This is a genomic window from Actinosynnema mirum DSM 43827 (assembly GCF_000023245.1).
Lineage (GTDB): Bacteria > Actinomycetota > Actinomycetes > Mycobacteriales > Pseudonocardiaceae > Actinosynnema > Actinosynnema mirum.
In genome coordinates this window covers 666,877-687,778 of sequence record NC_013093.1, presented here as the reverse complement: position 1 = coordinate 687,778, position 20,902 = coordinate 666,877, and the positions used below count along the sequence as shown (strand labels likewise).

Annotated in this window: 22 protein-coding genes; 10 read left to right on the top strand and 12 right to left on the bottom strand. The window is 73.0% G+C overall.

Annotated elements, in window-relative coordinates:
* Positions 1 to 243: 243 nt before the first annotated feature.
* The 6 genes from AMIR_RS39930 to AMIR_RS03095 all read right to left on the bottom strand — a co-directional run bounded on the left by AMIR_RS39930 (position 244) and on the right by AMIR_RS03095 (position 7,558).
* Positions 244 to 414, bottom strand: coding sequence for a hypothetical protein (locus AMIR_RS39930; RefSeq protein WP_012783248.1), 171 nt, complete (start codon positions 412 to 414; stop codon positions 244 to 246).
* Positions 411 to 911: a MogA/MoaB family molybdenum cofactor biosynthesis protein gene (locus tag AMIR_RS03120; RefSeq protein WP_012783247.1), complete on the bottom strand. Its 501-nt coding sequence runs from the start codon at positions 909 to 911 to the stop codon at positions 411 to 413. Before AMIR_RS03120 ends, AMIR_RS39930 begins: the two co-directional genes overlap by 4 nt.
* A 519-nt stretch (positions 912 to 1,430) precedes the next feature.
* Complete coding sequence (locus AMIR_RS03110; protein ID WP_012783245.1) at positions 1,431 to 3,455, bottom strand: trypsin-like peptidase domain-containing protein; 2,025 nt, start codon at positions 3,453 to 3,455, stop codon at positions 1,431 to 1,433.
* 175 nt (positions 3,456 to 3,630) lie between these two features.
* Positions 3,631 to 4,716: a galactose-1-phosphate uridylyltransferase gene (gene galT / locus AMIR_RS03105; protein ID WP_041836545.1), complete on the bottom strand. Its 1,086-nt coding sequence runs from the start codon at positions 4,714 to 4,716 to the stop codon at positions 3,631 to 3,633.
* Between the two features lie 5 nt (positions 4,717 to 4,721).
* Positions 4,722 to 5,522 carry a DeoR/GlpR family DNA-binding transcription regulator gene (locus tag AMIR_RS03100; RefSeq protein WP_012783243.1) on the bottom strand — a complete coding sequence of 267 codons (801 nt, stop codon included), beginning with the start codon at positions 5,520 to 5,522 and terminating at the stop codon, positions 4,722 to 4,724.
* 2 nt (positions 5,523 to 5,524) lie between these two features.
* Positions 5,525 to 7,558 carry a beta-galactosidase gene (locus AMIR_RS03095; RefSeq protein WP_012783242.1) on the bottom strand — a complete coding sequence of 678 codons (2,034 nt, stop codon included), beginning with the start codon at positions 7,556 to 7,558 and terminating at the stop codon, positions 5,525 to 5,527.
* Between the two features lie 282 nt (positions 7,559 to 7,840).
* Between AMIR_RS03095 and AMIR_RS03090 the strand changes: the two genes are divergently transcribed.
* From AMIR_RS03090 to AMIR_RS03080, 3 genes are read left to right on the top strand one after another with little or no spacing between them, the layout of a single operon-like run.
* Positions 7,841 to 9,091, top strand: coding sequence for an ABC transporter substrate-binding protein (locus AMIR_RS03090; protein ID WP_222840709.1), 1,251 nt, complete (start codon positions 7,841 to 7,843; stop codon positions 9,089 to 9,091).
* Positions 9,088 to 10,005 (top strand): carbohydrate ABC transporter permease, encoded by a 918-nt coding sequence (locus AMIR_RS03085; protein ID WP_205590375.1) that lies wholly within the window; start codon positions 9,088 to 9,090, stop codon positions 10,003 to 10,005. The genes AMIR_RS03090 and AMIR_RS03085 overlap by 4 nt, the downstream gene beginning before the upstream one ends.
* Complete coding sequence (locus AMIR_RS03080; protein WP_012783239.1) at positions 10,002 to 10,862, top strand: carbohydrate ABC transporter permease; 861 nt, start codon at positions 10,002 to 10,004, stop codon at positions 10,860 to 10,862. Before AMIR_RS03085 ends, AMIR_RS03080 begins: the two co-directional genes overlap by 4 nt.
* Before the next feature lie 76 nt (positions 10,863 to 10,938).
* Here AMIR_RS03080 and AMIR_RS03075 read toward each other — a convergent pair whose 3' ends face one another.
* The 5 genes from AMIR_RS03075 to AMIR_RS03055 form a co-directional block, all read right to left on the bottom strand.
* Positions 10,939 to 12,369 carry a sensor histidine kinase gene (locus AMIR_RS03075; RefSeq protein ID WP_012783238.1) on the bottom strand — a complete coding sequence of 477 codons (1,431 nt, stop codon included), beginning with the start codon at positions 12,367 to 12,369 and terminating at the stop codon, positions 10,939 to 10,941.
* Complete coding sequence (locus AMIR_RS03070) at positions 12,366 to 13,052, bottom strand: response regulator transcription factor (protein WP_012783237.1); 687 nt, start codon at positions 13,050 to 13,052, stop codon at positions 12,366 to 12,368. Before AMIR_RS03070 ends, AMIR_RS03075 begins: the two co-directional genes overlap by 4 nt.
* A gap of 90 nt (positions 13,053 to 13,142) precedes the next feature.
* Entirely contained in the window at positions 13,143 to 14,279 is a 1,137-nt protein-coding gene (locus AMIR_RS03065) for a GNAT family N-acetyltransferase (protein ID WP_012783236.1), read from the bottom strand.
* A gap of 78 nt (positions 14,280 to 14,357) precedes the next feature.
* Complete coding sequence (locus AMIR_RS03060; protein ID WP_012783235.1) at positions 14,358 to 15,188, bottom strand: 3-hydroxyacyl-CoA dehydrogenase family protein; 831 nt, start codon at positions 15,186 to 15,188, stop codon at positions 14,358 to 14,360.
* Positions 15,185 to 15,535 carry an EthD family reductase gene (locus AMIR_RS03055; protein ID WP_012783234.1) on the bottom strand — a complete coding sequence of 117 codons (351 nt, stop codon included), beginning with the start codon at positions 15,533 to 15,535 and terminating at the stop codon, positions 15,185 to 15,187. Before AMIR_RS03055 ends, AMIR_RS03060 begins: the two co-directional genes overlap by 4 nt.
* A gap of 55 nt (positions 15,536 to 15,590) precedes the next feature.
* On the opposite strand from AMIR_RS03055, the gene AMIR_RS03050 reads away from it, so the two are divergent.
* From AMIR_RS03050 to AMIR_RS03020, 7 genes are all read left to right on the top strand, one after another.
* Positions 15,591 to 16,235, top strand: coding sequence for a histidine phosphatase family protein (locus tag AMIR_RS03050; protein WP_041836544.1), 645 nt, complete (start codon positions 15,591 to 15,593; stop codon positions 16,233 to 16,235).
* 93 nt (positions 16,236 to 16,328) lie between these two features.
* Complete coding sequence (gene rpmB / locus AMIR_RS03045) at positions 16,329 to 16,568, top strand: 50S ribosomal protein L28 (protein WP_012783232.1); 240 nt, start codon at positions 16,329 to 16,331, stop codon at positions 16,566 to 16,568.
* Positions 16,568 to 16,735, top strand: coding sequence for a 50S ribosomal protein L33 (gene rpmG, locus AMIR_RS03040; RefSeq protein WP_012783231.1), 168 nt, complete (start codon positions 16,568 to 16,570; stop codon positions 16,733 to 16,735). Before rpmB ends, rpmG begins: the two co-directional genes overlap by 1 nt.
* Position 16,736: 1 nt before the next feature.
* Positions 16,737 to 17,033 (top strand): 30S ribosomal protein S14, encoded by a 297-nt coding sequence (rpsN, locus tag AMIR_RS03035; protein ID WP_012783230.1) that lies wholly within the window; start codon positions 16,737 to 16,739, stop codon positions 17,031 to 17,033.
* An 11-nt stretch (positions 17,034 to 17,044) separates the two neighbouring features.
* Entirely contained in the window at positions 17,045 to 17,278 is a 234-nt protein-coding gene (rpsR, locus tag AMIR_RS03030) for a 30S ribosomal protein S18 (protein WP_012783229.1), read from the top strand.
* A gap of 96 nt (positions 17,279 to 17,374) precedes the next feature.
* Positions 17,375 to 18,007: a 5,6-dimethylbenzimidazole synthase gene (bluB, locus tag AMIR_RS03025; RefSeq protein WP_012783228.1), complete on the top strand. Its 633-nt coding sequence runs from the start codon at positions 17,375 to 17,377 to the stop codon at positions 18,005 to 18,007.
* Between the two features lie 76 nt (positions 18,008 to 18,083).
* Positions 18,084 to 19,997, top strand: a complete 1,914-nt coding sequence (locus tag AMIR_RS03020) for a diguanylate cyclase (RefSeq protein ID WP_012783227.1) — start codon at positions 18,084 to 18,086, stop codon at positions 19,995 to 19,997.
* On the opposite strand, the gene AMIR_RS03015 is transcribed toward AMIR_RS03020, so the two are convergent.
* On the bottom strand, positions 19,973 to 20,620 hold the full coding sequence (locus tag AMIR_RS03015) for a response regulator (protein WP_012783226.1): 648 nt from the start codon (positions 20,618 to 20,620) through the stop codon (positions 19,973 to 19,975). The two genes, AMIR_RS03020 and AMIR_RS03015, sit on opposite strands and share 25 nt — an antisense overlap.
* Positions 20,621 to 20,902 lie beyond the last annotated feature (282 nt).

Here is a 20,902-nt window from a genome sequence, read left to right as displayed (position 1 = left end):
GCGGCTGCGGGGAACGGTGCGCTGCGGTGCGGTGCGGTGGTGCGTGCCTTCGACCTGCGGGCGTTCGGTGAACGCCCGCAGTCGAAGGCTGGTGGGCGGGGGGCTGGCTGGTCCGGAGCTCCGGCTTGCTTTCGGCCGGTGGCTCTGGGGTGGTGCGAGTTGGGACAGTCGGGGTCCGGGACAGTCGGGGTCCGGGTCAGTCAGACTCGGGTCAGCCCAGGCTCGGATCAGCCCAGGCTCGGATCAGCCGTGGTGCGGGGGGCGGTTCTCCTCGTACCAGCTGTCCGGTCTTCCCTGCGCCCTCGGTTCGTCCGGGGTTTCCGGGAGGACGTCGCCGAAGACCTCGGCCAGCCTCCTTCGCCTGGCCTCGGCCTCGGCCGGGGTCAGGGGGGTGGGCTGGTCCGGGGTGCTCATGCCTCGTCCAGGCCCGAGATCTGCTCGATGACGTACGGCACCAGCGACGACAGGGTCGCCATGCCGTCGCGGACCGCCGAGCGGGAGCCCGCCAGGTTCACGACCAGGGTGCTGCCGGAGATACCGACCAGGCCCCTGGAGATGCCCGCGTCCACCGCGCCCGCCGCGAGGCCCGACGCGCGGAGCGCCTCGGCGATGCCCGCGATCGGGCGGTCCAGCACACCCTGCGTGGCGTCCGGGGTCACGTCCCTGGGGGACACTCCCGTGCCTCCCACGGTGACCACCAGGTCGACGCCACCGATGACCGCCGTGTTCAGCGCGGCGCGGATGTCGACCACCTCGCCCTCCACCGCGACTGTGCCGTCGACGATGAACCCCGCCTCTTCCAGCAGCTCGGTGACCAGGGGGCCCGTGCTGTCCTCGTGCTCACCGTGTGCCACCCGGTCGTCCACGATCACGACCAGGGCGCGTCCCAGGCGCTGCGCGCTGCGTTCCATGCGAGTCACCGTAACCAATGGGGAATCCGGAGGTGCGATGACACCTTGCTGTCCGTGGCGGACCAGCTCGGGGTGATCACTGGATCGGGCTACCTGGAGGTGCGCGCTCTGCTCGGACATCGACCGTCCCGTGGTGGTGGTGGTGGTGCGGTGGGAGCACCGGCGCGCTGGCACCGGGTGCGGAGGCGGGTGCGGGTGCGAGGTGCTGGGTGCTGGGAGGGACCCGGCTGACGTGAGCCGGGAAGTGGACGAGGCCGCGCTCCGGCGGGACGAGGGCGTGTCCCGCCTGGAGCGCGGCCTCGGGGCCGACTCGGAGGCGCGTGAGTCGGGAGCCTGAACCCGGTGTGGCTGAGCCCGGTGGAGCTGAGCCCGGTGTGGCTGAACCCGGTCGGGCTGGGTGGGCGTGCCGACCGGCCCGGTAGGGGGAACCGGGCCGGTCGGCCGTTCTGGGGGCGAGGGTCTCCGCGCGTGGGCGGATCGGGCTTGGTTCACCGGAAGGGGCGGGGCGCCGGGGGCCGGTCAGTTGACCGGGGCCTCCTGGCTGCCCAGGGTGACCTCCACCGTGCGGCCGTCGGCCAGGGTGAGGGTGACCTTGTCGCCGGGGGTGTCCGAGCGGACGGCCGCGACCAGGGCGTCCGAGCTGTCGATGCGGCGGTCGCCGAACTTGGTGACCACGTCGCCCGCCTTGACGCCCGCCTGGCCCGCCGCGCCGCCCTCGGTGACCTCCTGGACCGCCGCGCCGCCCTGCGGGGCGTCGGTGACCTGGACGCCGAGCACGGTCTGGGTGGCCTTGCCGGTCTCGCTCAGCTCGGTCGCGGTGCGCCTGGCCTGGTCGATCGGGATCGCGAAGCCGATGCCGACCGAACCGCCCTGCGAGGTCTGGCTGGAGTTCGGGCTGTAGATGGCCGAGTTGATGCCGATCACGCGGCCGTTCATGTCGATCAGCGGCCCGCCGGAGTTGCCGGGGTTGATCGCCGCGTCGGTCTGGACGGCGTTGAGCACCGTGGACTGGCTGCCCGACTCGCCACCGGCCCGCACCGGGCGGTTCAGCGAGCTGACGATGCCCGAGGTGACCGTGCCGGTCAGGTCGAACGGGGAGCCGACCGCGATCACCTGCTGGCCGATCTTCAGGTCGGAGGAGTTGCCGAGCTCGGCGGTGGGCAGGCCGGAGACGCCGTCCGCCTTGATCACGGCCAGGTCGGACGACGGGTCACGGCCGATGATCTTGGCGCTGGCCGTCCTGCCGTCCTGGAAGACCACCCGGACGGCGCCGCCCCGCGCGGCCGACTCGACCACGTGGTTGTTCGTGACGACCAGACCGTCGGAGCTGATCACGAAACCGGACCCGGCGCCGCCGCTGACCTGAACCTGGACCACCGTGGGCAGCACCTTCTGCGCGACGGCCTCCACCGAACCGGCGGGCGCGTCGGCGGTCTGCTGGGCGGGCGGGGCCGCGTTCAGGGCGTTGACCACCGAACCGGAACCACCCGCGGCCTGGTAGCCGACGTAACCGCCGACACCACCGGCGACGCCGCCGACCACGAGCACCAGCGCGGCCACACCGGCGAGGACCCTGCCCCTGCCGCCGGACTTCGCGCGCTGCGGCGGGAGCTGGCCGTCCGAGCCAGGCACCGCGTAGTACGGGCCGGACCCCGGCTGACCGGGGCCACCGGGCTGACCGAGGCCACCGGGCTGACCCAGGCCACCGGATTGACCGAGGCCGCCGTGCTGGCCGGGGAACCCGCCCGACGCGGGCGGGCCGTAGGCGGTCCCGGCCGCGTGGTCGGACTGGACGGGCTGGCCGAAGGCGTTCACCTGAACCCCCTGTTCGGTCGACCGGCCACCCGGCCCCGCGAACGGGCCCGCCTGGGTGGACTGCTCGCCGAAGGGCTGCTGACCGGGGGTGATCTGCTGAGCGGAACCGCCCTGAGTGGAACCGCCCTGCGACGCCTGGGCCGCCTGGAACGGCATCGGGGCGGACGCCGGCGAGGACGTCGGGGCGGACATCTGGGACGCGCTGATCTGCTGCGTCACGCCGGGCTGAGCCGCCGCGGTGAGCGGCTGCCCGGAAGTCTGGGAGGCGCCTCCGGTGGTGGGCCCGGAAGCCGGGTGGGCGGGCGCCCCCTGCACAGCGCCCGGCCACCCGGCGAGGGACTGGGCGCCCTGCACGCCCTGCCCTCCGGTTCCCCGATCGGCGTCGGCCCCCTGCAAAGCCTCCGCCGCACCGGTGGTGCCCGACTCGGCCCTCGCGGGCCGGTCGGTGGCCGCTCCGGCCGGGGCGCCCTGCAGCGCCTCGGACCGGGTGGCCTGGTCCGCCCCGGTCGTGGCGCCCTGCGCGCCCGACCGGTCGGAGTCGTCCGGACCGAGCCGCGTGGTCGGCCGGTCCTGCTGCCCGTCGCGGGCGGAGTGCTCCCGCGCGGAGTCCGGCTGGTGGACATCCCGTTGCCCGCCACCGGGGTGAAGACCGGCCTCGCCGCCGCCGCGCGCCCAGGGACTCTGGTCGTCGGGCTGCTGCGGCTGGTGCTGCGGCTCGTTCTCGGTCATGTCCACAACTCTGGGGTGTGCGCCTGAGAGGAGCCTTAAACGAGTCTGGGCATCACTTGTGAGTCGTTCCGAAGCCCCCTGGACGGGTGGCGGGCAGGCGGCAGGACAAGAAAGAACCGCCGGGCCCGCGCTCCGAGGAGGAGCACCGGCCCGGCGGTCACGACCCACCCGGCGGCTACGCCTGCGCGCGCAGCCGCTCCGCGATCTGCTCCGGCGTCGCGTCGTTGATCCACACGCCGACGCCCGACTCGGATCCGGCCAGGTACTTCAGCTTGTCCGCCGTCCGCAGCACCGAGAACACCTCCATGTGCAGCCAGGAGTGCTCCCGCCCGACCTTCGACGGCGCCTGGTGCCAGCCCGCGATGTACGGCAGCGGCCGGTCGTACAGGCCGTCGAGGCGGCGCAGCACGTCCAGGTACAGGGTGGCGAAGTCGTCGCGCTCGGCGTCGGTCAGCGCGGGCAGGTCCGGCACGTGGCGGTGCGGTACCAGGTGCACCTCGACGGGCCAGCGCGCGGCCGAGGGCACGAACGCGGTCCACGTGGCGTTGCGCGCGACCACGCGGATCTCGGCGGCCTGCTCAGCCGCCAGCACGTCGCCCATCAGGTGACGGCCGTGCTCGGCGTGGTACCGCTCCGCCACCGCGAGCATCTTCTCGGTCTTGGGCGTCACGAACGGGTAGCCGTAGATCTGCCCGTGCGGGTGGTGCAGGGTCACGCCGATCTCTTCACCGCGGTTCTCGAACGGGAAGACCTGCTCGACGCCCGGCAGCCCGCCCAGCACCTCGGTGCGCTCGGCCCACACGTCCACGACGGTGCGCACCCGCTGCGGGGTGAGCTGCCCGAACGAGCTGTTGTGGTCCGAGGTGAAGCACACGACCTCGCACCGCCCGCGCCCCGGCCGCCGCGCGACCATCGGCATCCCGTCGACGGTCTCCGGCAGGTCCGGCGTGTTCTGCGCCAGCGACGGGAACCGGTTCTCGAACACCGCGACGTCGTAGGACGCCTCGGGGATCTCGGTCGGCTTGCCCGGCTCGGTCGGGCACAGCGGGCACAGGTTGGCCGGGGGCTTGTAGGTGCGGGTCTGCCGGTGCGCGGCCATCGCGACCCACTCGCCGGTCAGCGGGTCCTGCCGCACCTCGGACAGCGGCTGCGTCCTCGGCAGGTCCCTCGTGTCGGCCGCGGTGCGCGGGGGCGCGTCGGCCGAGTCGTCGTAGTAGATGATCTCGCGGCCGTCGGCGAGCTCGCCCGCCGTGCGCTTCACGCCAGTCACGCCAGTTCCTCTTCTCCCCGTCCGGGCACGTGCGCCAGGACCAGTTCACCCACCTGCTCGCCGAGCACCGCGACCGCCTCCTCGGGCAGTCCGGTGTCGGTGACCAGGACGTCCGCCTCGTCGAGGTCGGCGATCGTGGAGATGCCGACCGTGCCCCACTTGGTGTGGTCGGCCAGCACGACGACCCGACCGGCCGCGTCCACCAGCGCCCGGTCGGTCTCGCTCTCGTTCAGGTTGGGCGTGGTGAACCCGGAGCGCTCGGCCATGCCGTGCACCCCCAGGAACACCACGTCCAGGTGCAGCGAGCGCAGCGCCTGCACCGCGACCGGGCCGACGAGCGCGTCGGACGGGGTGCGCACGCCGCCGGTGAGGACCACCGTGCGGTCGGTGCGCCCGCCCTGCTGGAGCACGTCGGCGACCCGGATGGAGTTGGTGACCACGGTCAGGTCCGGGATGTCCTCCAGGAACCTGGCGAGCGTCCACGTGGTGGTGCCCGCGGACAGCCCGATGGCCGTCCCCGGACGCACCAGGCCCGCCGCGCGCGCGGCGATGGCCTCCTTCTCGGGGAGCTGCCGCACCGACTTGGCCTCGAAGCCGGGCTCGTCGGTGCTGCGCACGACCACCGTGGTGGCCCCGCCGTAGACCTTCTCCAGGAGCCCGCGCGACGCGAGCACGTCCAGGTCGCGGCGCACCGTCATGTCGGACACGCCGAGCCGGACCACGAGGTCGCTGACCCGGACGGCGCCGGTGCGGCGCACCTCCTCCAGGATCACCGCCTGCCTCTGCCGCGCGAGCACGGTCACTCCCCTTCTGCGACGGCCGGTTCCCCGGCGGCGGCTTCCCTGACCACGACCACGCCGCCCGCCGGGACGGTGAGCGTCCCGTCGACGTCGTCGCCGGACAGCAGCTCCACGCCGCGCGCGGGCACCAGGGCGGGCTCGCCGCCGTGGTTGATCGCGACCAGCCACGAGCCGCCCTCGCCGCGCCTGCGCACGACCTCGACGCCCGCCGAACCGGCGCCGACGTCCGCGCCGCCGTCCTCGCCGGTCACCAGGACCTGCTCGACGCCCGCGTCCGCCACCACGGAGCACACCAGGGTCTCCAGCGCCGCGCCGCGCAGACCGCACCCGAGGTACCAGGCGTTGCCGTTGCGGGTGATGGCCGGTTCACCCGCGAGGGGGCCGTCGGCGTAGCGGGAGAGCACCTCGGCGCCCTCGGCGCGCAGCAGTTCGGTCCACACGGCGACCTCGCCGCCGTCGTCGAGCCGGACGACCTCGCCGGCGCGCAGCGGGTGGAACTCCTCGGTGCGCACGCCGAGCAGCCCGCCGACGAGGCCGGGGTAGCCGCCCAGGTGCACGTGGCCGCGCGTGTCGGTGATCGCGGTGAGGTGGGTGACCAGCAGGTGGCCGGTGTAGGAGGTGAGCCACTCGGCGTCGTCGAGCAGGAACAGCGAGGGCACGACGACGGCCTTGTACGCCGACAGGTCCGCGCCGGAGGGCACGAAGTCGACCGTGACGCCGGAGCGCCACAGCGCCCGGTACAGGCCGAAGACGTTCTCCTGGTAGGAGAAGTCGGCGGTGGGGGTGGCCTCCTGGCCGAGGGACCAGCGCGAGTGCCAGTCGTAGACGATCGCGACGGAGGCGTCCACGGTGGACCCGAGCAGCTCGGTCAGCTTGGCGTACTCGCCGCCGACGCGGCGCACCTCGCGGTGCACGCGGGTGTCCTCGCCGCCGTGCGGGACCATCGCCGAGTGGAAGCGCTCGGCGCCCGCCTTCGACTGGCGCCACTGGAAGAACAGCGTGCCGTCGGCGCCGCGCGCGACGTGCGAGAAGGAGTTGCGGCGCTGCTCGCCGGGGAGCTTGGCGATGTTGCGGGGCTGCCAGTTCACCGCCGAGGTGGACTGCTCCATGAGCAGCCACGGGCGGCCCCCCGCGAGGCCGCGAGTGAGGTCGGCGGCCATGGCCAGCTCGACGTGCCGGTCGGGGTCCTCGGAGCGGGTGTAGTGGTCGTTGGAGACGAAGTCCATCTCCTTCGCCCACGACCAGTAGTCCAGGTCGGCGAAGGTCCAGCCGACCATGAAGTTGGTGGTGACGGGCACGCCGGGGGTGACCTCGTGCAGCACGTCGCGCTCGGCCTTGAACAGCTCCAGGAGCGCGTCGGAGGCGAAGCGGTTGAAGTCGAGCAGCTGGCCGGGGTTGCCGAACGTGGGGGTCACGCGGGGCGGCACGACCTGCTCCCACGCGCTGTAGCGCTGGGACCAGAACAGGGTGCCCCACGCCTCGTTGAGGCCGTCGAGGTCGCCGTAGCGCTCGCGCAGCCAGGTGCGGAACGCCTCGGCGCAGTTGTCGCAGTAGCAGCGCGGGACGTGGCAGCCGTACTCGTTGCCGACGTGCCAGGCGGACAGCGCGGGGTGGTCGCGGTAGCGCTCGGCCAGCGCGCGGGCCAGCGCGACGGCGCGGGTGCGGTAGACCTCGGAGGTGGGGCAGTAGGCCTGGCGGGAGCCGTGGGTGAGGCGGACGCCGTCCTCGCGGACCGGGCGGACCTCGGGGTAGTCGGTGGTCATCCAGGGCGGGGGCGCGGCGGTGGCGGTGGCCAGGTCGACCCGGACGCCGCCCGCGGCGAGGCGGTCCATGACCCGGTCGAGCCAGGCGAAGTCGCGCTCGCCCTCGCGGGGCTCCAGCAGCGCCCAGGAGAAGATCCCGAGGCTCACGAGGTTCACGCCGGACGCGCGCATCAGCTCGACGTCGGCGTCCCAGACCTCCTCGGGCCACTGCTCAGGGTTGTAGTCGGCGCCCCAGGCGAGGCCCGGCAGTCCGGTCGGCCAGCTCGTCATGGCGCAAGAGTGAACCACAAACTCAACACAGTCAAACAGTAACGCCCGTCTGACACTGTTTGGCGGTACACGTCACCCGACCCGCTGGTATGCGCGGCAGGAGGGTTCGGACTAGCGCGTTAACGGGCCGGTAACGGCCATTGACGTTCCTTGTGACAGGGGACACATTATGCGCAACTTTGTTGGATTCGCGTTCGGTTGGTTCAGCGTTGCGTCAACCCGACAGGAGCGATCATGTCCAGGCCCACGCCCCAGCGGTCCCCCCGATTAGGCCGTCGCGCCGTGCTGCGCGCGCTCGCGCTCGGAGCGGGGGTGAGCGCGGCGCCCGGACTCGTCGGGTGCGGCGGCGACCCCGGCGGCGCGTCGGCGGACGTCGTGACGTTCGGCAACAACCAGTCCGACCCGGTGCCGAAGGACGCGATCACGGCGGTGCTGAAGTCGTTCGAGGGCTCCTCCGGGCTGAGCGTGCGGATCAACACCAAGCAGCACGAGCAGTACCAGGAGCAGATCAACAACTACCTGCAGGGCAGGCCGGACGACGTGCTGTCCTGGTTCTCCGGCTACCGCATGAGGTTCTTCGCCGAGCAGGGCCTCACCGGCGACCTGTCGGACGTGTGGGCCAAGGTCGGCTCCGGCTTCTCCCCCGCCGTCAAGGAGGCCGCGACGGCGGCGGACGGCAAGCAGCACCTGGTGCCGTTCACCCAGTACCCGTGGGGGATGTTCTACCGGCCGAGCCTGTGGCGGCAGCGCGGGTACACCCCGCCGGGCACGCTCGACGAGCTGGTCGCGCTGGCCACCAGGATGAAGGCGGACGGGCTCGCGCCGATCGCGTTCGCGCAGAAGCAGGGCTGGCCCGCGATGGGCACGTTCGACCAGCTGAACTTCCGGGTCAACGGCTACCGGTTCCACGTGGACCTGATGGCGGGCCAGGAGGACTGGCAGGGGCCTCGGGTGCGGGAGGTGTTCGACACCTGGAAGCGGCTGCTGCCGTTCCAGCAGGAGAACGCGCTCGGCCGCGACTGGCAGGAGGCCGCCCAGTCACTCCAGCGCGGCGAGGCCGGGATGTACCTGCTCGGCTCGTTCCTGGCCCAGCAGTTCACCGGCGCGGACCGGGACGACCTGGACTTCTTCCCGTTCCCCGAGGTGAACCCCGAGTTCGGCACCGACACCGTCGAGGCGCCCATCGACGGCTTCATGCTCTCCCGCGAGCCCGGCAACCCCGACGGGGCGCGGAAGCTGCTGGAGCACCTGGCGTCGCCGCAGGCGCAGCTGGCCTACCTGAAGGCCGACCCGACGACCGTGGCGACCAGCACCGGGGTCGACGTGAGCGGGTACACCCCGTTGCAGCGCAAGGCCGCCGAGGTGATCGCCTCGGCCGCGCACATCACCCAGTTCCTCGACCGGGACACCGATCCCCGGTTCGCCAGCGACGCGGCGACCAACGGGCTGACCGCGTTCCTGTCCGAGCCCGGCGACGTGGACTCGGTGCTGCGCGGGATGGCGGAGCAGGCCAAGACCATCTTCTCGGAGTGAAACCCTTGGTGGGCAAGGGGAAGCGCGCCACGTCGTTGACGCGCGGCGAGCGGCTGGCGCTGGCGCTGATGATCGGCGTGCCCGCGCTGCTGCACGTGGCGCTGGTGTGGGCGCCCGCGCTCGGGTCGGTCGGGCTGTCGTTCAGCTCGTGGAACGGGATCGGCGGGCTGGAGGACGTCGAGTGGGTGGGGGCGCGCAACTACGTCGACATCCTCACCGGCTACCCGAGGTTCTGGCCGGCCGTGCGCAACAACCTGGTGTGGCTGGTGTTCCTGGTGCTCGTGCCGACCTCGGCCGGGTTGCTGCTGGCCGTGCTGCTGGACCGGAAGCTGCGGTTCGGGCGGGTGTACCAGAGCGTGCTGTACCTGCCGGTGGTGCTGTCGCTGGCGCTGGTCGGGTTCATCTGGCAGCTGGTGTACCAGCCGGAGCAGGGGCTGCTGAACAACCTGCTCGGGATCGCCGACAGCGATCCGGTGAACTGGTTGGGGGACAAGGACATCAACCTGTACGCGGTGCTCGTCGCGGCGGCGTGGCGGCACACCGGGTACGTGATGGTGCTGTACCTGGCCGGGTTGAAGGCCGTGGACCCGGCGCTGCGGGAGGCGGCGGCGCTGGACGGGGCGAACGGGTGGCAGGCGTTCACGCGCGTGGTGTTCCCGGTGCTGCGGCCGGTGAACGTGGTGGTGCTGGTGGTGACCGTGATCGAGGGGCTGCGGGCGTTCGACATCGTCTACGTCATCAACAAGGGGCGCAACGGGTTGGAGCTGCTGTCGGTGCTGGTGACCGACAACATCATCGGCGAGTCCAGCCGGATCGGGTGGGGGTCGGCGCTGGCGGTGGTGCTGCTGGTGATCTCGCTCGGGTTCATCGTCACCTACCTCGTGCAGGTGTTCCGGCGGGAGGAGTCGGAGTGAGGGGCGTTCGGGCGGGAACTGTCGCGCTGCACGGTTTCCTGGTGCTGGCGTGCCTCGGGACGATCGCGCCGCTGCTGTGGGCGCTGTACGCGTCGCTGCGCAGCTACGACGACACGGCGCGGAACGGGTACTTCTCGGTCGCCGAGGAGCTGACGCTGGCGAACTACGCGGAGGCGTGGACGCGGGCCGAGCTGCCGCGCTACTACCTGAACACGCTGGTGGTGGCGCTGCCGTCGGTGGTGCTGGTGCTGCTGCTCAGCTCGATGGCGGCGTTCGGCGTGGCCAGGCTGCCGAGGCGGCTGAACCTGGGGCTGCTGATGCTGTTCACCGCGGGGAACCTGCTGCCGCAGCAGGTGGTCGTGACGCCGCTGTACCGGCTGTACCTGCTGACGCCGGTGCCCGCGTGGGTGAGCGACAGCGGGGTGCTGCTGGACTCGCGGCTGGGCCTGGTGCTGATCCACGTGGCGTTCCAGTCGGGGTTCTGCGTGTTCGTGCTGAGCAACTTCATGAAGACCATCCCGCGCGAGATCGGCGAGGCCGCGCGCGTGGACGGGGCGGGGGTGTGGCGGCGGTACTGGCAGGTGGTGCTGCCGCTGTGCAGACCCGCGCTGGCGGCGCTGGCGACGCTGGAGTTCACCTGGATCTACAACGACTTCCTGTGGGCGCTGGTGCTGATCCAGACCGGCGAGAAGATGCCGGTGACGTCGGCGCTGCAGAACCTGCGGGGGGCGTTCTTCACGGACAACAACCTGGTGGCGGCGGGGGCGCTGCTGGTGGCGCTGCCGACGCTGGTGGTGTTCTTCGTGCTCCAGCGGCAGTTCGTGGGCGGGTTGACGCTGGGGGCGACGAAGGGGTGAGACAACCACGGGGCGGCGCCGGAATCCTCCCGGCGCCGCCCCGCTCTCCGTCGTTGTCCTGCTGTCGCCGAGGGTCTCAGCCCCCCGCGTGCCCCACCCCGCCGCCCACCGGCACCAGCGCGGGTCGTCCCGGCAGGTGCAGGGTGAACAGCGCGCCGCCCTCCGGCGCGCGGCCCGCGTAGACCGCGCCGCCGTGGCGTTCCGCCGCCTGCTTCACGATCGCCAGCCCCAGCCCCGACCCCGGCAGGGTGCGGGCCTCGGAGGAGCGGTAGAAGCGCTCGAACACGTGCGGCAGGTCCGCTTCCGCCACGCCGTGGCCCGAGTCCGCCACCTCGACGACCGCCGCGCCCTCCGCGACCTGCCGCAGCCTCAGCCGCACCACGCCGCCCTCGGTGTTGTCCTGGCTGAACTTCACCGCGTTGTCCAGCAGGTTCAGCACCGCGCGCTCCAGCGCGTTCGAGTCGCCCAGCAGCGACCACGGCTCCAGGCTCACGTCGAAGGCCACGTCGGCGGGCGCGCGCCTGCGGGCTCGGTCCAGGGCCCGCTCGACCACCTCGACCAGGTCCACCGGCTCGTGCACGACCTGCGGCGCGTCCTCGCGGGCCAGCTCGACCAGGTCGCCGATCAGCGTGGTCAGCTCGTCCAGCTGGGCCCGCACGTCGTCGTTGATCTCCGCCTTGTCCTCGTCGGACAGCGTCGGCGACCCCGGCCGCTCGGACGCCAGCAGCAGCTCCAGGTTGGTGCGCATGGACGTCAGCGGCGTGCGCAGCTCGTGACCCGCGTCCGCGACGAGCCTGCGCTGCCGCTCCTGCGACTCGGCGAGCGCCCCCAGCATCGCGTTGAACCGCTGGGTGAGCCTGGCCAGCTCGTCGTCGCCGGACACCGGGATCGGCCGCAGGTCGCCGGTCAGCGCGACCCGCTCGGTGGCCTCGGTGAGCCGCTGCACGGGCCGCAGGCCGGTGCGCGCCACCGCCGTCCCCGCCGCCGCCGCCGCGACCACGCCCAGGCCGCCGATCACGAACAGCACCAGGCTCAGCTTGCCCAGCGTGGTGTTCAGCGGCTTGATCGACTGGGCGAGGACCATCGCCTCGCCGTCGCCGTACGGCACCGTCAGCACCCGGTACTCGGTGCGCTTGTCGGTCCAGATGTGCTCCAGCAGCTCGCCGTTCGCCACCGCCAGGTCGTCCGAGTTGGTCGGCGGCGCGGTGGTGAACTTCGGGTACAGGATGCGCCCGGCCGAGTCCAGCTTGCCGATCTTGATGTCACCGGCGGCGAGGAACGCGCCGGGCATCTCGCTGACCGTGTCGTTGACCCTGGGCGCGTTCACCGCCGCCTGCGCGCGCTGGCGCAGGTTCTCGTCGAACGAGGTGATCATGTTGTCGCGCACCGTCATGTACACGCTCAGCGACACCACGGCGACCGCGCCCGCCACGCACAGCGCGGCGAGCAGGGTCACGCGCGCGTGCAGCGAGGCGCGCTGGAACCGGGTGCCGCCGGGAGCGGTCACGGGGGCGTCTCCCTGAGCACGTAGCCGACGCCGCGCACCGTGTGCAGCAGCCGGGGCTCGCCGCCCGCCTCGGTCTTGCGCCGCAGGTAGCCGACGTACACCTCCAGCGCGTTCCCGGAGGTGGGGAAGTCGTAGCCCCACACGTCCTCCAGGATGCGCCCCCTGGTGAGCACCTGCTTGGGGTGCGCCAGGAACAGCTCCAGCAGCGCGAACTCGGTGCGGGTGAGGCTGATGGGCCGCTCGCCCCTGCGGACGTCCCTGGTGCCGGGGTCCAGCTCCAGGTCGGCGAAGCGCAGCAGGTTGACCGGCTCCTCCACGTCGGTGGCGGTGCGCCGCAGCAGGGCGCGCAACCTGGCCAGCAGCTCCTCCAGCGCGAACGGCTTCGGCAGGTAGTCGTCGGCCCCCGCGTCCAGACCGGAGACCCGGTCGCTCACCGCGTCCCGCGCGGTGAGCACGAGTATGGGCAGGTCGTCGCCCGTGCTGCGCAACCTCCGGCAGACCTCCAGGCCGTCGAGCCTGGGCATCATCACGTCCAGGACCATGGCGTCCGGGCGCTGCGACAGGACCGACTCCAGCGCCTGCTGGCCGTCGCCCGCGAGGTCCACCTGGTAGCCGTTGAACTGCAGTGAGCGGCGGAGCGACTCACGCACGGCCCTGTCGTCGTCGACAACGAGGATGCGCATGTCGACAGTCTCGCCGCTGGTCCTGAGAGCCGCCTGAGAAGCGGGTGTGAGGAGGCAGTCAAGTTCCGGGGGCGCCCGTCGGCCGAACGGTCAGAAGTAGTCGCCGAGCCTGGGCGCGCCGGTCGACGCGGTGAGCCGGTCGAGCAGGGCCGCGTCGCCGTCGAGCAGGCCCGCGCGGCGCAGGGCGTGGGTGTTCTGGAAGCCGCTGAACCACGGCCCGAGCGCCCGCGCCTTCACCCGCACCGCACCGCTGCCGCCGGGTTCGACCCTGACCTGCCCGTCCTCCACCACGATCCGGCGCCGCCCGGCGTGCCACGGGGCGATCGGGTCGGTGACGTCCAGGTCGACGGCGGCGGAGCGCAGCCCGGTCGCGGCGGGCCAGCCGCGCGCGGCCACGGCGGCGGTCAGGTCGACCACGCGCATCAGCCAGGCGCGGGTGGTGACGGTGTGCTTGATCGCCTGGTCGGTGAGCAGGCCGGTGGTGGCCGGGTCGAGCACGCGCAGGTCGAACGCGGGCAGCACGCCGCCCCAGCTGGCCAGCTCGCCCAGCAGCCCGAGCTGGGTGTCGAGGTCACGGGCGACGAGGTCGAGCACGCGCAGCCCGTCGCCGTCGCGGTCGGCCAGCAGGTAGCCGCGCACCTCGCCGTCGTGGCCGGGCACGACGGAGGCCACGTTGTGGTCCAGCGCCTCCACCGGGTCGAACGCGGGCGCGGAGCGGTCGAGCATCCCGTCCACGGTGGACGCGAGGTCGGTGTAGCAGGCGTGCACGGCGGGCGCGTCCTGCGGCCTGGCCGCGCGGGAGAGCGGCTTGCCGCCGGTGGGCAGCTGGCCGGGGGTGAGGCTGATCCACTCGTGGACGCCCGCGCGCTCCCAGCCGCACGAGCGGTACAGGGCGGGCACGGTGGCGTAGAGCAGCGACAGGGCCTGCCCGCGCTCGCGCATGTCCTCGACGGCGCGGGTGAGCAGCGCGGTCGCCACGCCCCGGCCGCGCGCGTGCGGGTCGACCGCGACGCCGCCGATTCCGCCCGCGGGCACGGTGCGGCCACCCCAGAACTGGTGGTGCCGCCACACGCCGAGGGTGCCGACGAGGCGGCCGTCGGCCTCGGCGACCAGCGCGTCCTGGCCCGGCGGGAGCACCGGGTCGACGGGCCTCGCGGAGCCGAACGCCACGGATCGCAGTCCTGCGGCGGCCTCGACGTCGGCCTGCTCGGTCGTCCTGACCAGCACCTGGCACCCCCTCCGGAGCGCGGACCGCGCGGACCGCGCGGACCGCGCGGACCCAGGACTACCAGGGAGCGGTCTGGGTCACCAAGCGAAAAAGCCCTGCCCGCTCTTGCGCCCCAGCTCACCGCGCGCGACCTTGGCGCGCAGCAGCGCGGGTGGGGCGAAGCGCGGCCCCAGCTCGGCCTCCAGGTGCTCGGCGATGGCGAGCCGCACGTCGAGCCCGACCAGGTCGGTGAGCCGCAGCGGGCCGACGGGCCAGTTGTAGCCGAGCCGCATCCCGGTGTCGATGCCCTCGGCGTCGGCGACGCCCTCCTCCAGCATCCGGATCGCCTCCAGCCCGACGGCGACGCCGAGCCGGGAGGTGGCGAAGCCGGGGCTGTCCCTGACCTCGATCACGGTCTTGCCGAGCGACTCGGCCCACGTCCGGGCCCGCGCGAGCACGTCCGGGTCGACGCCGTCGTGCCGCACCAGCTCGACCAGCGGCTGGACCGGGACGGGGTTGAAGAAGTGCAGTCCGAGGACCCGCTCACCGGGCAGCCCCTCGGCGAGCGCGGTGATCGACAGCGACGAGGTGTTGGATGCCAGCACGGCGTCCGGGCACGCGGTCGCGGCGGCGGCGAGCACGGCGCGCTTGAGCGCGGCGTCCTCGGGCACGGCCTCGACGACGAGCTCCACGTCGGGGGCGAGGTCGGCGAGCTCGCGCGCGACGGTCAGCCGGGCGAGCAGCTCGGCGGGCGGCGCGGGCAGCTTGCCGCGCTCGTCCGCCTTGGCCAGCGACCGCTCGACCCGCTGCCCGGCCGCCGCGACCCGCTCCGCCCCCGCCTCGACGAGCACCACGCGGTGGCCACCCGCCAGCAGCACGTGCGCGATGCCCGCGCCCATGGTGCCGCCGCCGATCACCGCGGCGATCACCGCTCGGCCACCCCGTCCACGACCGCCCCGGACTGGAGGACCTCGGCGGTGAACAGGGAGATCAGCTCGGCGGCCCCGATCTCGCTGAGGTTGGCGCCGCCCGCCTGCCACTCGGGCGAGCCGAAGGCCCGGTTCATGGCGTCCTCGGACTCGAAGTACATCTCGGCGATCAGGTGCGGCTCGTTCTCGGCGAGGAAGCCGGGGATGAGCAGCTGCCCGGCCCTGGCGACCTCGACGCGCAGCAGGCCGGGGGTCTTGAGCACCAGGGGCAGGTGCGAGGCGAAGTAGGCCTCGTCGAACTCCTCGGGCCGGTCGGGCCGCCGGTACAGCGCGATGCACTTGATCATGTAACACCTTCCGTCACCCTCGCCGCCGGACTGTAACACCGGCACGATGGGTCCTGTGCGGATCATCTTGCTGCGCCACGGCCAGAGCCTGGGCAACGTCGACGAACTGGCCTACTGCCGGGTACCCGATCACACCATGCCTCTCACCCCGCTGGGGGAGCGAGAGGCGAAGGAAGCGGGCGATCGGGTGAAAGCGCTGCTCCAGGACGTGCCCGCGGCCGTCTACGTGAGCCCGTACACCCGCACCAGGAGCACGCTGCGGCTGCTGGGGCTGGGCGCGCTGGCCGAGCGGGTGGTCGCCGAGCCCCGGCTGCGCGAGCAGGACTGGGGCAACCTGCAGGACCCGGTGCAGCAGGAGGTGCTCAAGCACCAGCGGCACGCGTTCGGGCACTTCTTCTTCCGGCTGCCCAACGGCGAGTCCGGCGCGGACGTGGACGACCGGGTGGCCGCGTTCCTGGACGGGCTGGAGGCGCGGGTGCGCGCGGGCGGGCACCCGGAGACCTCGCTGCTCGTGTCGCACGGGCTGACCATCCGGCTGCTGTGCAGGCGGCTGTTCGGCTGGAGCGTGGAGCTGTTCGAGTCGCTGTCCAACCCGACGACCTGCGAGGACCGGGTGCTGGAGCACGACGGCGAGCGGTGGCGGCTGGACCGGCCGTTCGACCAGTGGCGCGATTCCCCGGACGGCGAGACCCAGGGCTGAGCCCCGGCTCGGAACACCTGCTCGCGACGGTTCACCCCCCTCGGCTACCCTCTAGGTGAAAATGATTGTCATTCCCTACAAGAGGGGGTCACCTTGTCCGCGCGCCACTGCCAGCTGACCGGGCGCAAACCCGGTTACGGCAAGCAGGTCTCGCACTCCCACCGCCGCACCAACCGCCGCTGGCTGCCCAACACCCAGCGCCGCAGGTACTGGCTGCCGTCGGAGAACCGCTACGTCGTGCTCACCCTGTCCACCAAGGGCGTCAAGACCGTCGACCGGCGCGGCGTGGAGTCCGTCGTCGCCGAGCTGCGCAGGCGCGGGGAGAAGGTCTGATGGCCAGGGGCAACGACATCCGGCCGATCATCAAGATGCGGTCCACGGCGGGCACCGGCTACACCTACGTGACCCGCAAGAACCGCCGCAACGACCCGGACCGCCTGGTGCTGCGCAAGTTCGACCCGGTCGTGCGCAGGCACGTCGACTTCCGTGAGGAGCGCTGACGTGGCCAAGAAGTCGAAGATCGCCAAGGACCTGAAGCGGCGCGAGGTCGTGGCCAGGCACGCCGAGCGGCGGGCCGAGCTGAAGGAGCTGATCCGCACCGACCCCGAGCGGCGCGACGAGGCGCAGCGGGCGCTGCGGCGGCTGCCCCGCGACGCCAGCCCGACCAGGCTGCGCAACCGGGACGCGGTGGACGGCAGGCCGCGCGCCTTCACCAGGGCGTTCGGGCTGTCGCGACTGCGGCTGCGGGAGATGGCGCACCGCGGTGAGCTGCCGGGTGTGCGCAAGTCGAGCTGGTGAGGAGGACCGCGATGCCCAAGCCCGAACGCGTCCCGAGGAAGCGGGTCAACCTGCTGCGCCGCGAGGGCGTGGAGCTGGTGGACTGGAAGGACGCCGCGCTGCTGCGGAAGTTCCTGTCGGACCGGGGGAAGATCCGCTCCCGCCGGGTGACGGGGCTGACGCCCCAGCAGCAGCGGCAGGTGGCCACCGCGGTGAAGAACGCCCGCGAGATGGCGCTGCTCCCCTACCCCGCGAAGGGCAGGTAGCCGCGCGGGCGGTGCGGTCCGCCGCACCGCCCGCGCACCGGTGGTGATCACCACGCCGCCCCCGCTAGCGGGTCCGCGTCGGGCACGATCACCCGAATGAGCTTCTACGACGTGCTGCACCGCCGCAGGGACACCAGGGGCGAGTTCACCGGCGCCCCGATCCCCGACGACGTGCTGCGCCGCGTCCTGTCGGCCGCGCACGCCGCCCCGAGCGTGGGCCTGACCCAGCCGTGGGACTTCGTGCTGGTGCGCGACGAGGACACCCGCCTGGCGTTCCGCGCCCACGTCGCCGCCGAGCGCGAGGTGTTCGCCGCCGAACTGGAAGGCGAGCGCGCCGAGGTCTTCTCCCGCGTCAAGGTCGAGGGGATCATGGAGTCCACGCTCGGCGTGGCCGTGACCTACGACCCGGAGCGCGGCTCCCCCGCCGTGCTCGGCAGGCACGCGATCGCCGACGCCGGGCTCTACTCGGTGTGCCTGGCCATCCAGAACCTGTGGTTGGCCGCCACCGAGGAGGGTCTGGGCGTGGGATGGGTCAGCTTCTACCGCGAGGAGGTGCTCAGCGGGTTGCTCGGGCTACCCGAAGGGGTTCGCCCGGTCGCGTGGTTGTGCCTCGGACCGGTGACGGAACTGCCCGATACACCCGACTTGGAACGCCACGGGTGGCGCAACCGAGTGCCCCTGGAGGCGGTACTACACCAGGAGCGATACACGCAGCGCTCCTCCCGGTAGCCTGTTGGGGCCGTGACGGCGGGCGAGCGGGTCAGCGTGCCCAGCGCGCCGAGTCGGAATGGAGTGGCGAGCACGAGTGGACCAGCGAGCGGACGAGGTCTCCGACCCCGAGGCCAGGATCAAGGCGCTGCTGAACGCGGGCAGGCTGGCGGAGGCCAACACCACCTTCGACGAGGTGGTCAACCGGCCCCCGCCGGGGGCTGACCGCTGGGCGCGCTCCGCCGCCCTGGTCAACCGGGCCAAGCTGGCCTGGCGGCTCGGCCGCATCCCCCTGGCGCTGGAACTGGCCGCCGAGGGCTGGAGCGACCTGGAGGGCGAGGACCCGGACCACCCGGACGCCGCTCGGGCCACGCACGCCCTCGCCTACCTGCTGGAGGGCATCGGCAACCGCCGCGCGGCGGTGGACATGATGCGGGTCGCGGTGGGCATCGCGCGCCGCGCCGGTGAGGCCGAGGTGCTCGCCATCTGCCTGCAGGGCCTCGGCGGGCTGCTGAACTTCCGGGCGATCTCGTCGCAGCCGGACGTGGCGCTGGCCGCGTTCGAGGAGGCGCGGCAGTGCCTGGCCGAGGGCCTGCCGCTGGCCTCCGACGACCACATGACGCGGGCGCTGCTGGGCGCCTACAGCCGCTCGCTGGCCGGGGTCGGCGAGCTGTGGCAGGCCGAGCTGCACGCCGACGAGACGGTGCGGCGGGCGCTGGTGGCCGACGACAAGTGGGCGCTGGCGGTCGGCAACTGGGTGCTGGCCGTGGTGCACCGCGAGCGCGGCGACCTGCTGCGGGCGCGCACCCTGGGCAGCCGGGCGGTGACCGCCGCCGAGTCGATCAACGACCCGTCGCTGCTGCTGCGGTTCTCCCAGGACCTGGCGGACATCTGCGCGGGCCTGGGCGACCCGGTCGGCGAGGCGGCGGCGCTGCGGTGCAGCGTGGCGGCGGGCACGACCGCGACGGTGACCCTGCAGGAGGGGCTCGGGCAGGCGCTGGAGCAGCGCAGGGTGGCGGTGCAGGCGCAGCGGTTGGCGGTGGCGGCGCAGGAGGCCGCGGCGCGCGACCCGCTGACCGGGCTGGCGAACCGGCTCGGCCTGGAGCGGGCCGCCGCGACGCTGCTGGAGGGCACGGCGGCGCGCGGGCGGGTGCCGTGGCTGGTGCTGGTGGACGTGGACTGGTTCAAGGACGTCAACGACGACGCCGGGCACGCGGCCGGTGACGCGACGCTGCGCGAGATAGCCCAGCTGCTGCGCCGGGAGACCAGGTCGGACGACCTGGTGGCGCGGTGGGCGGGCGACGAGTTCGTGGTGCTGCTGGGGAACTCGGCGGGCGGCGGCGGCCCGGAGGCCGGTCCGGTGGTGGCCGAGCGGATCAGGGCGGCGGTGGACGGGCACGACTGGCAGGTGGTCCTCGGGATCACCCGGCGGCCCACGGTGTCGATCGGGGTCGCGGCGGGGCCCGCGAAGCTGGACCAGCTGTTCGCGGCGGCGGACATGGCGCTGTACCGGGCGAAGCGGTTGGGGCGCAACCGGGTCGAGGTCGAGGGGCCGGGGTCGGAGGGTGGCTCCGAGGGTGGCTCCGACGGCGGTTCCGGGGAGGCGTGCGAGGACGCGGCGGCGGTCGGCGGCGCCGAGGCCGACGGCTCCAGCCGCGGGCGGGACGGCGCGGGACGCGGTCGGCCGGGACGCGACGCGCCGCGCGCGGAGCGGGTGGAGGCCGGGGAGCCGGAGCCTGAGCAGCCCGAGCCTGAGCGGCCCGAGCCTGAGCGGCCCGAGTCCGGGCAGCCCGAGTCCGGGCAGCCGGAAGCCGAGGAGCCGGAAGCCGAGCATCCGGAAGTCGTCGCGACCGAAGGGGGCGCGACCGAAGTCGTTGCGGCGGAAGTCGTTGCGACCGAAGAACTCCCGGTGCCCGAGCCGACGACGCCCGAGACCGGTGCGCCCGCCGTCGACGCGCCCGCCCCCGACCGCTCGGACGAGCAACCTCAGGCGATCAGCCCGCCCCGGTAGGCCACCAGCGCGGCCTGCACCCGGTTGACCGCGCCGATCTTGCCCAGCACCGACGACACGTACCCCTTGACCGTCGCCTCCGACAGGTGCAGCGTCCCGCCGATCTCGGCGTTGGACATCCCCTGCCCGATCAGCACCAGGACCTCGCGCTCCCGCTCGGACAGCGAGGACAGCAGCCTGCGCGCGGGTTCGGCGGCCCGCTCCCCGTCCGCGACGGCGGACAGCACACGGGCCGCCACGCCGGGGTCGAGCACCGCGCCGCCGCGCGCCAGGTCGCGGACGGCCTTGACCAGCTGCTCGGGCTCGGTGTCCTTGAGCAGGAACCCGCTGGCGCCCAGCCGGAGCGCCTCGCTGACGTACTCGTCCACGTCGAAGGTCGTCAGCATCGCGACCTTCGGCGGGTCCGGCAGCGCGCGCAGCCTCCTGAGCGCGACCAGCCCGTCCGAGGTGCGCATCCGGATGTCCAGGAGCACCACGTGCGGCCGGTGCTGGCGGGCCAGTTCGGCCACCAGGTGCCCGTCGTCGCACTCGGCGACGACGTCGATGTCACCCGCGCTGCTGAGGATGAGCCGGAGGCCCGACCGGACGAGGTCCTCGTCGTCGGCCAGCACAACCTTGATCACGACGCCTCCCCGAGTTGGCGTTTCGTGCTGTGCGGCAACCTGGCCCGCGCGGCAATGCGCAAGCCGGTGTTAATACGCCGTTATCTCACCACGGTCCCGGCGCGCCGAAGTACGGCCCGACCTCGTTCACAGTTACCAGGAATAACCGGGAGCAGCGCGGACCCCGCCCGTCGGGAGGTGCGGAAACGGCCCGCGGAATCGGCTGTTTTCACAGTTCCACGCCACGTGGAAGCGCTGTCGGGACCCCGCTCACCGCGTACCCATAAAACACGAAAGCCTTTC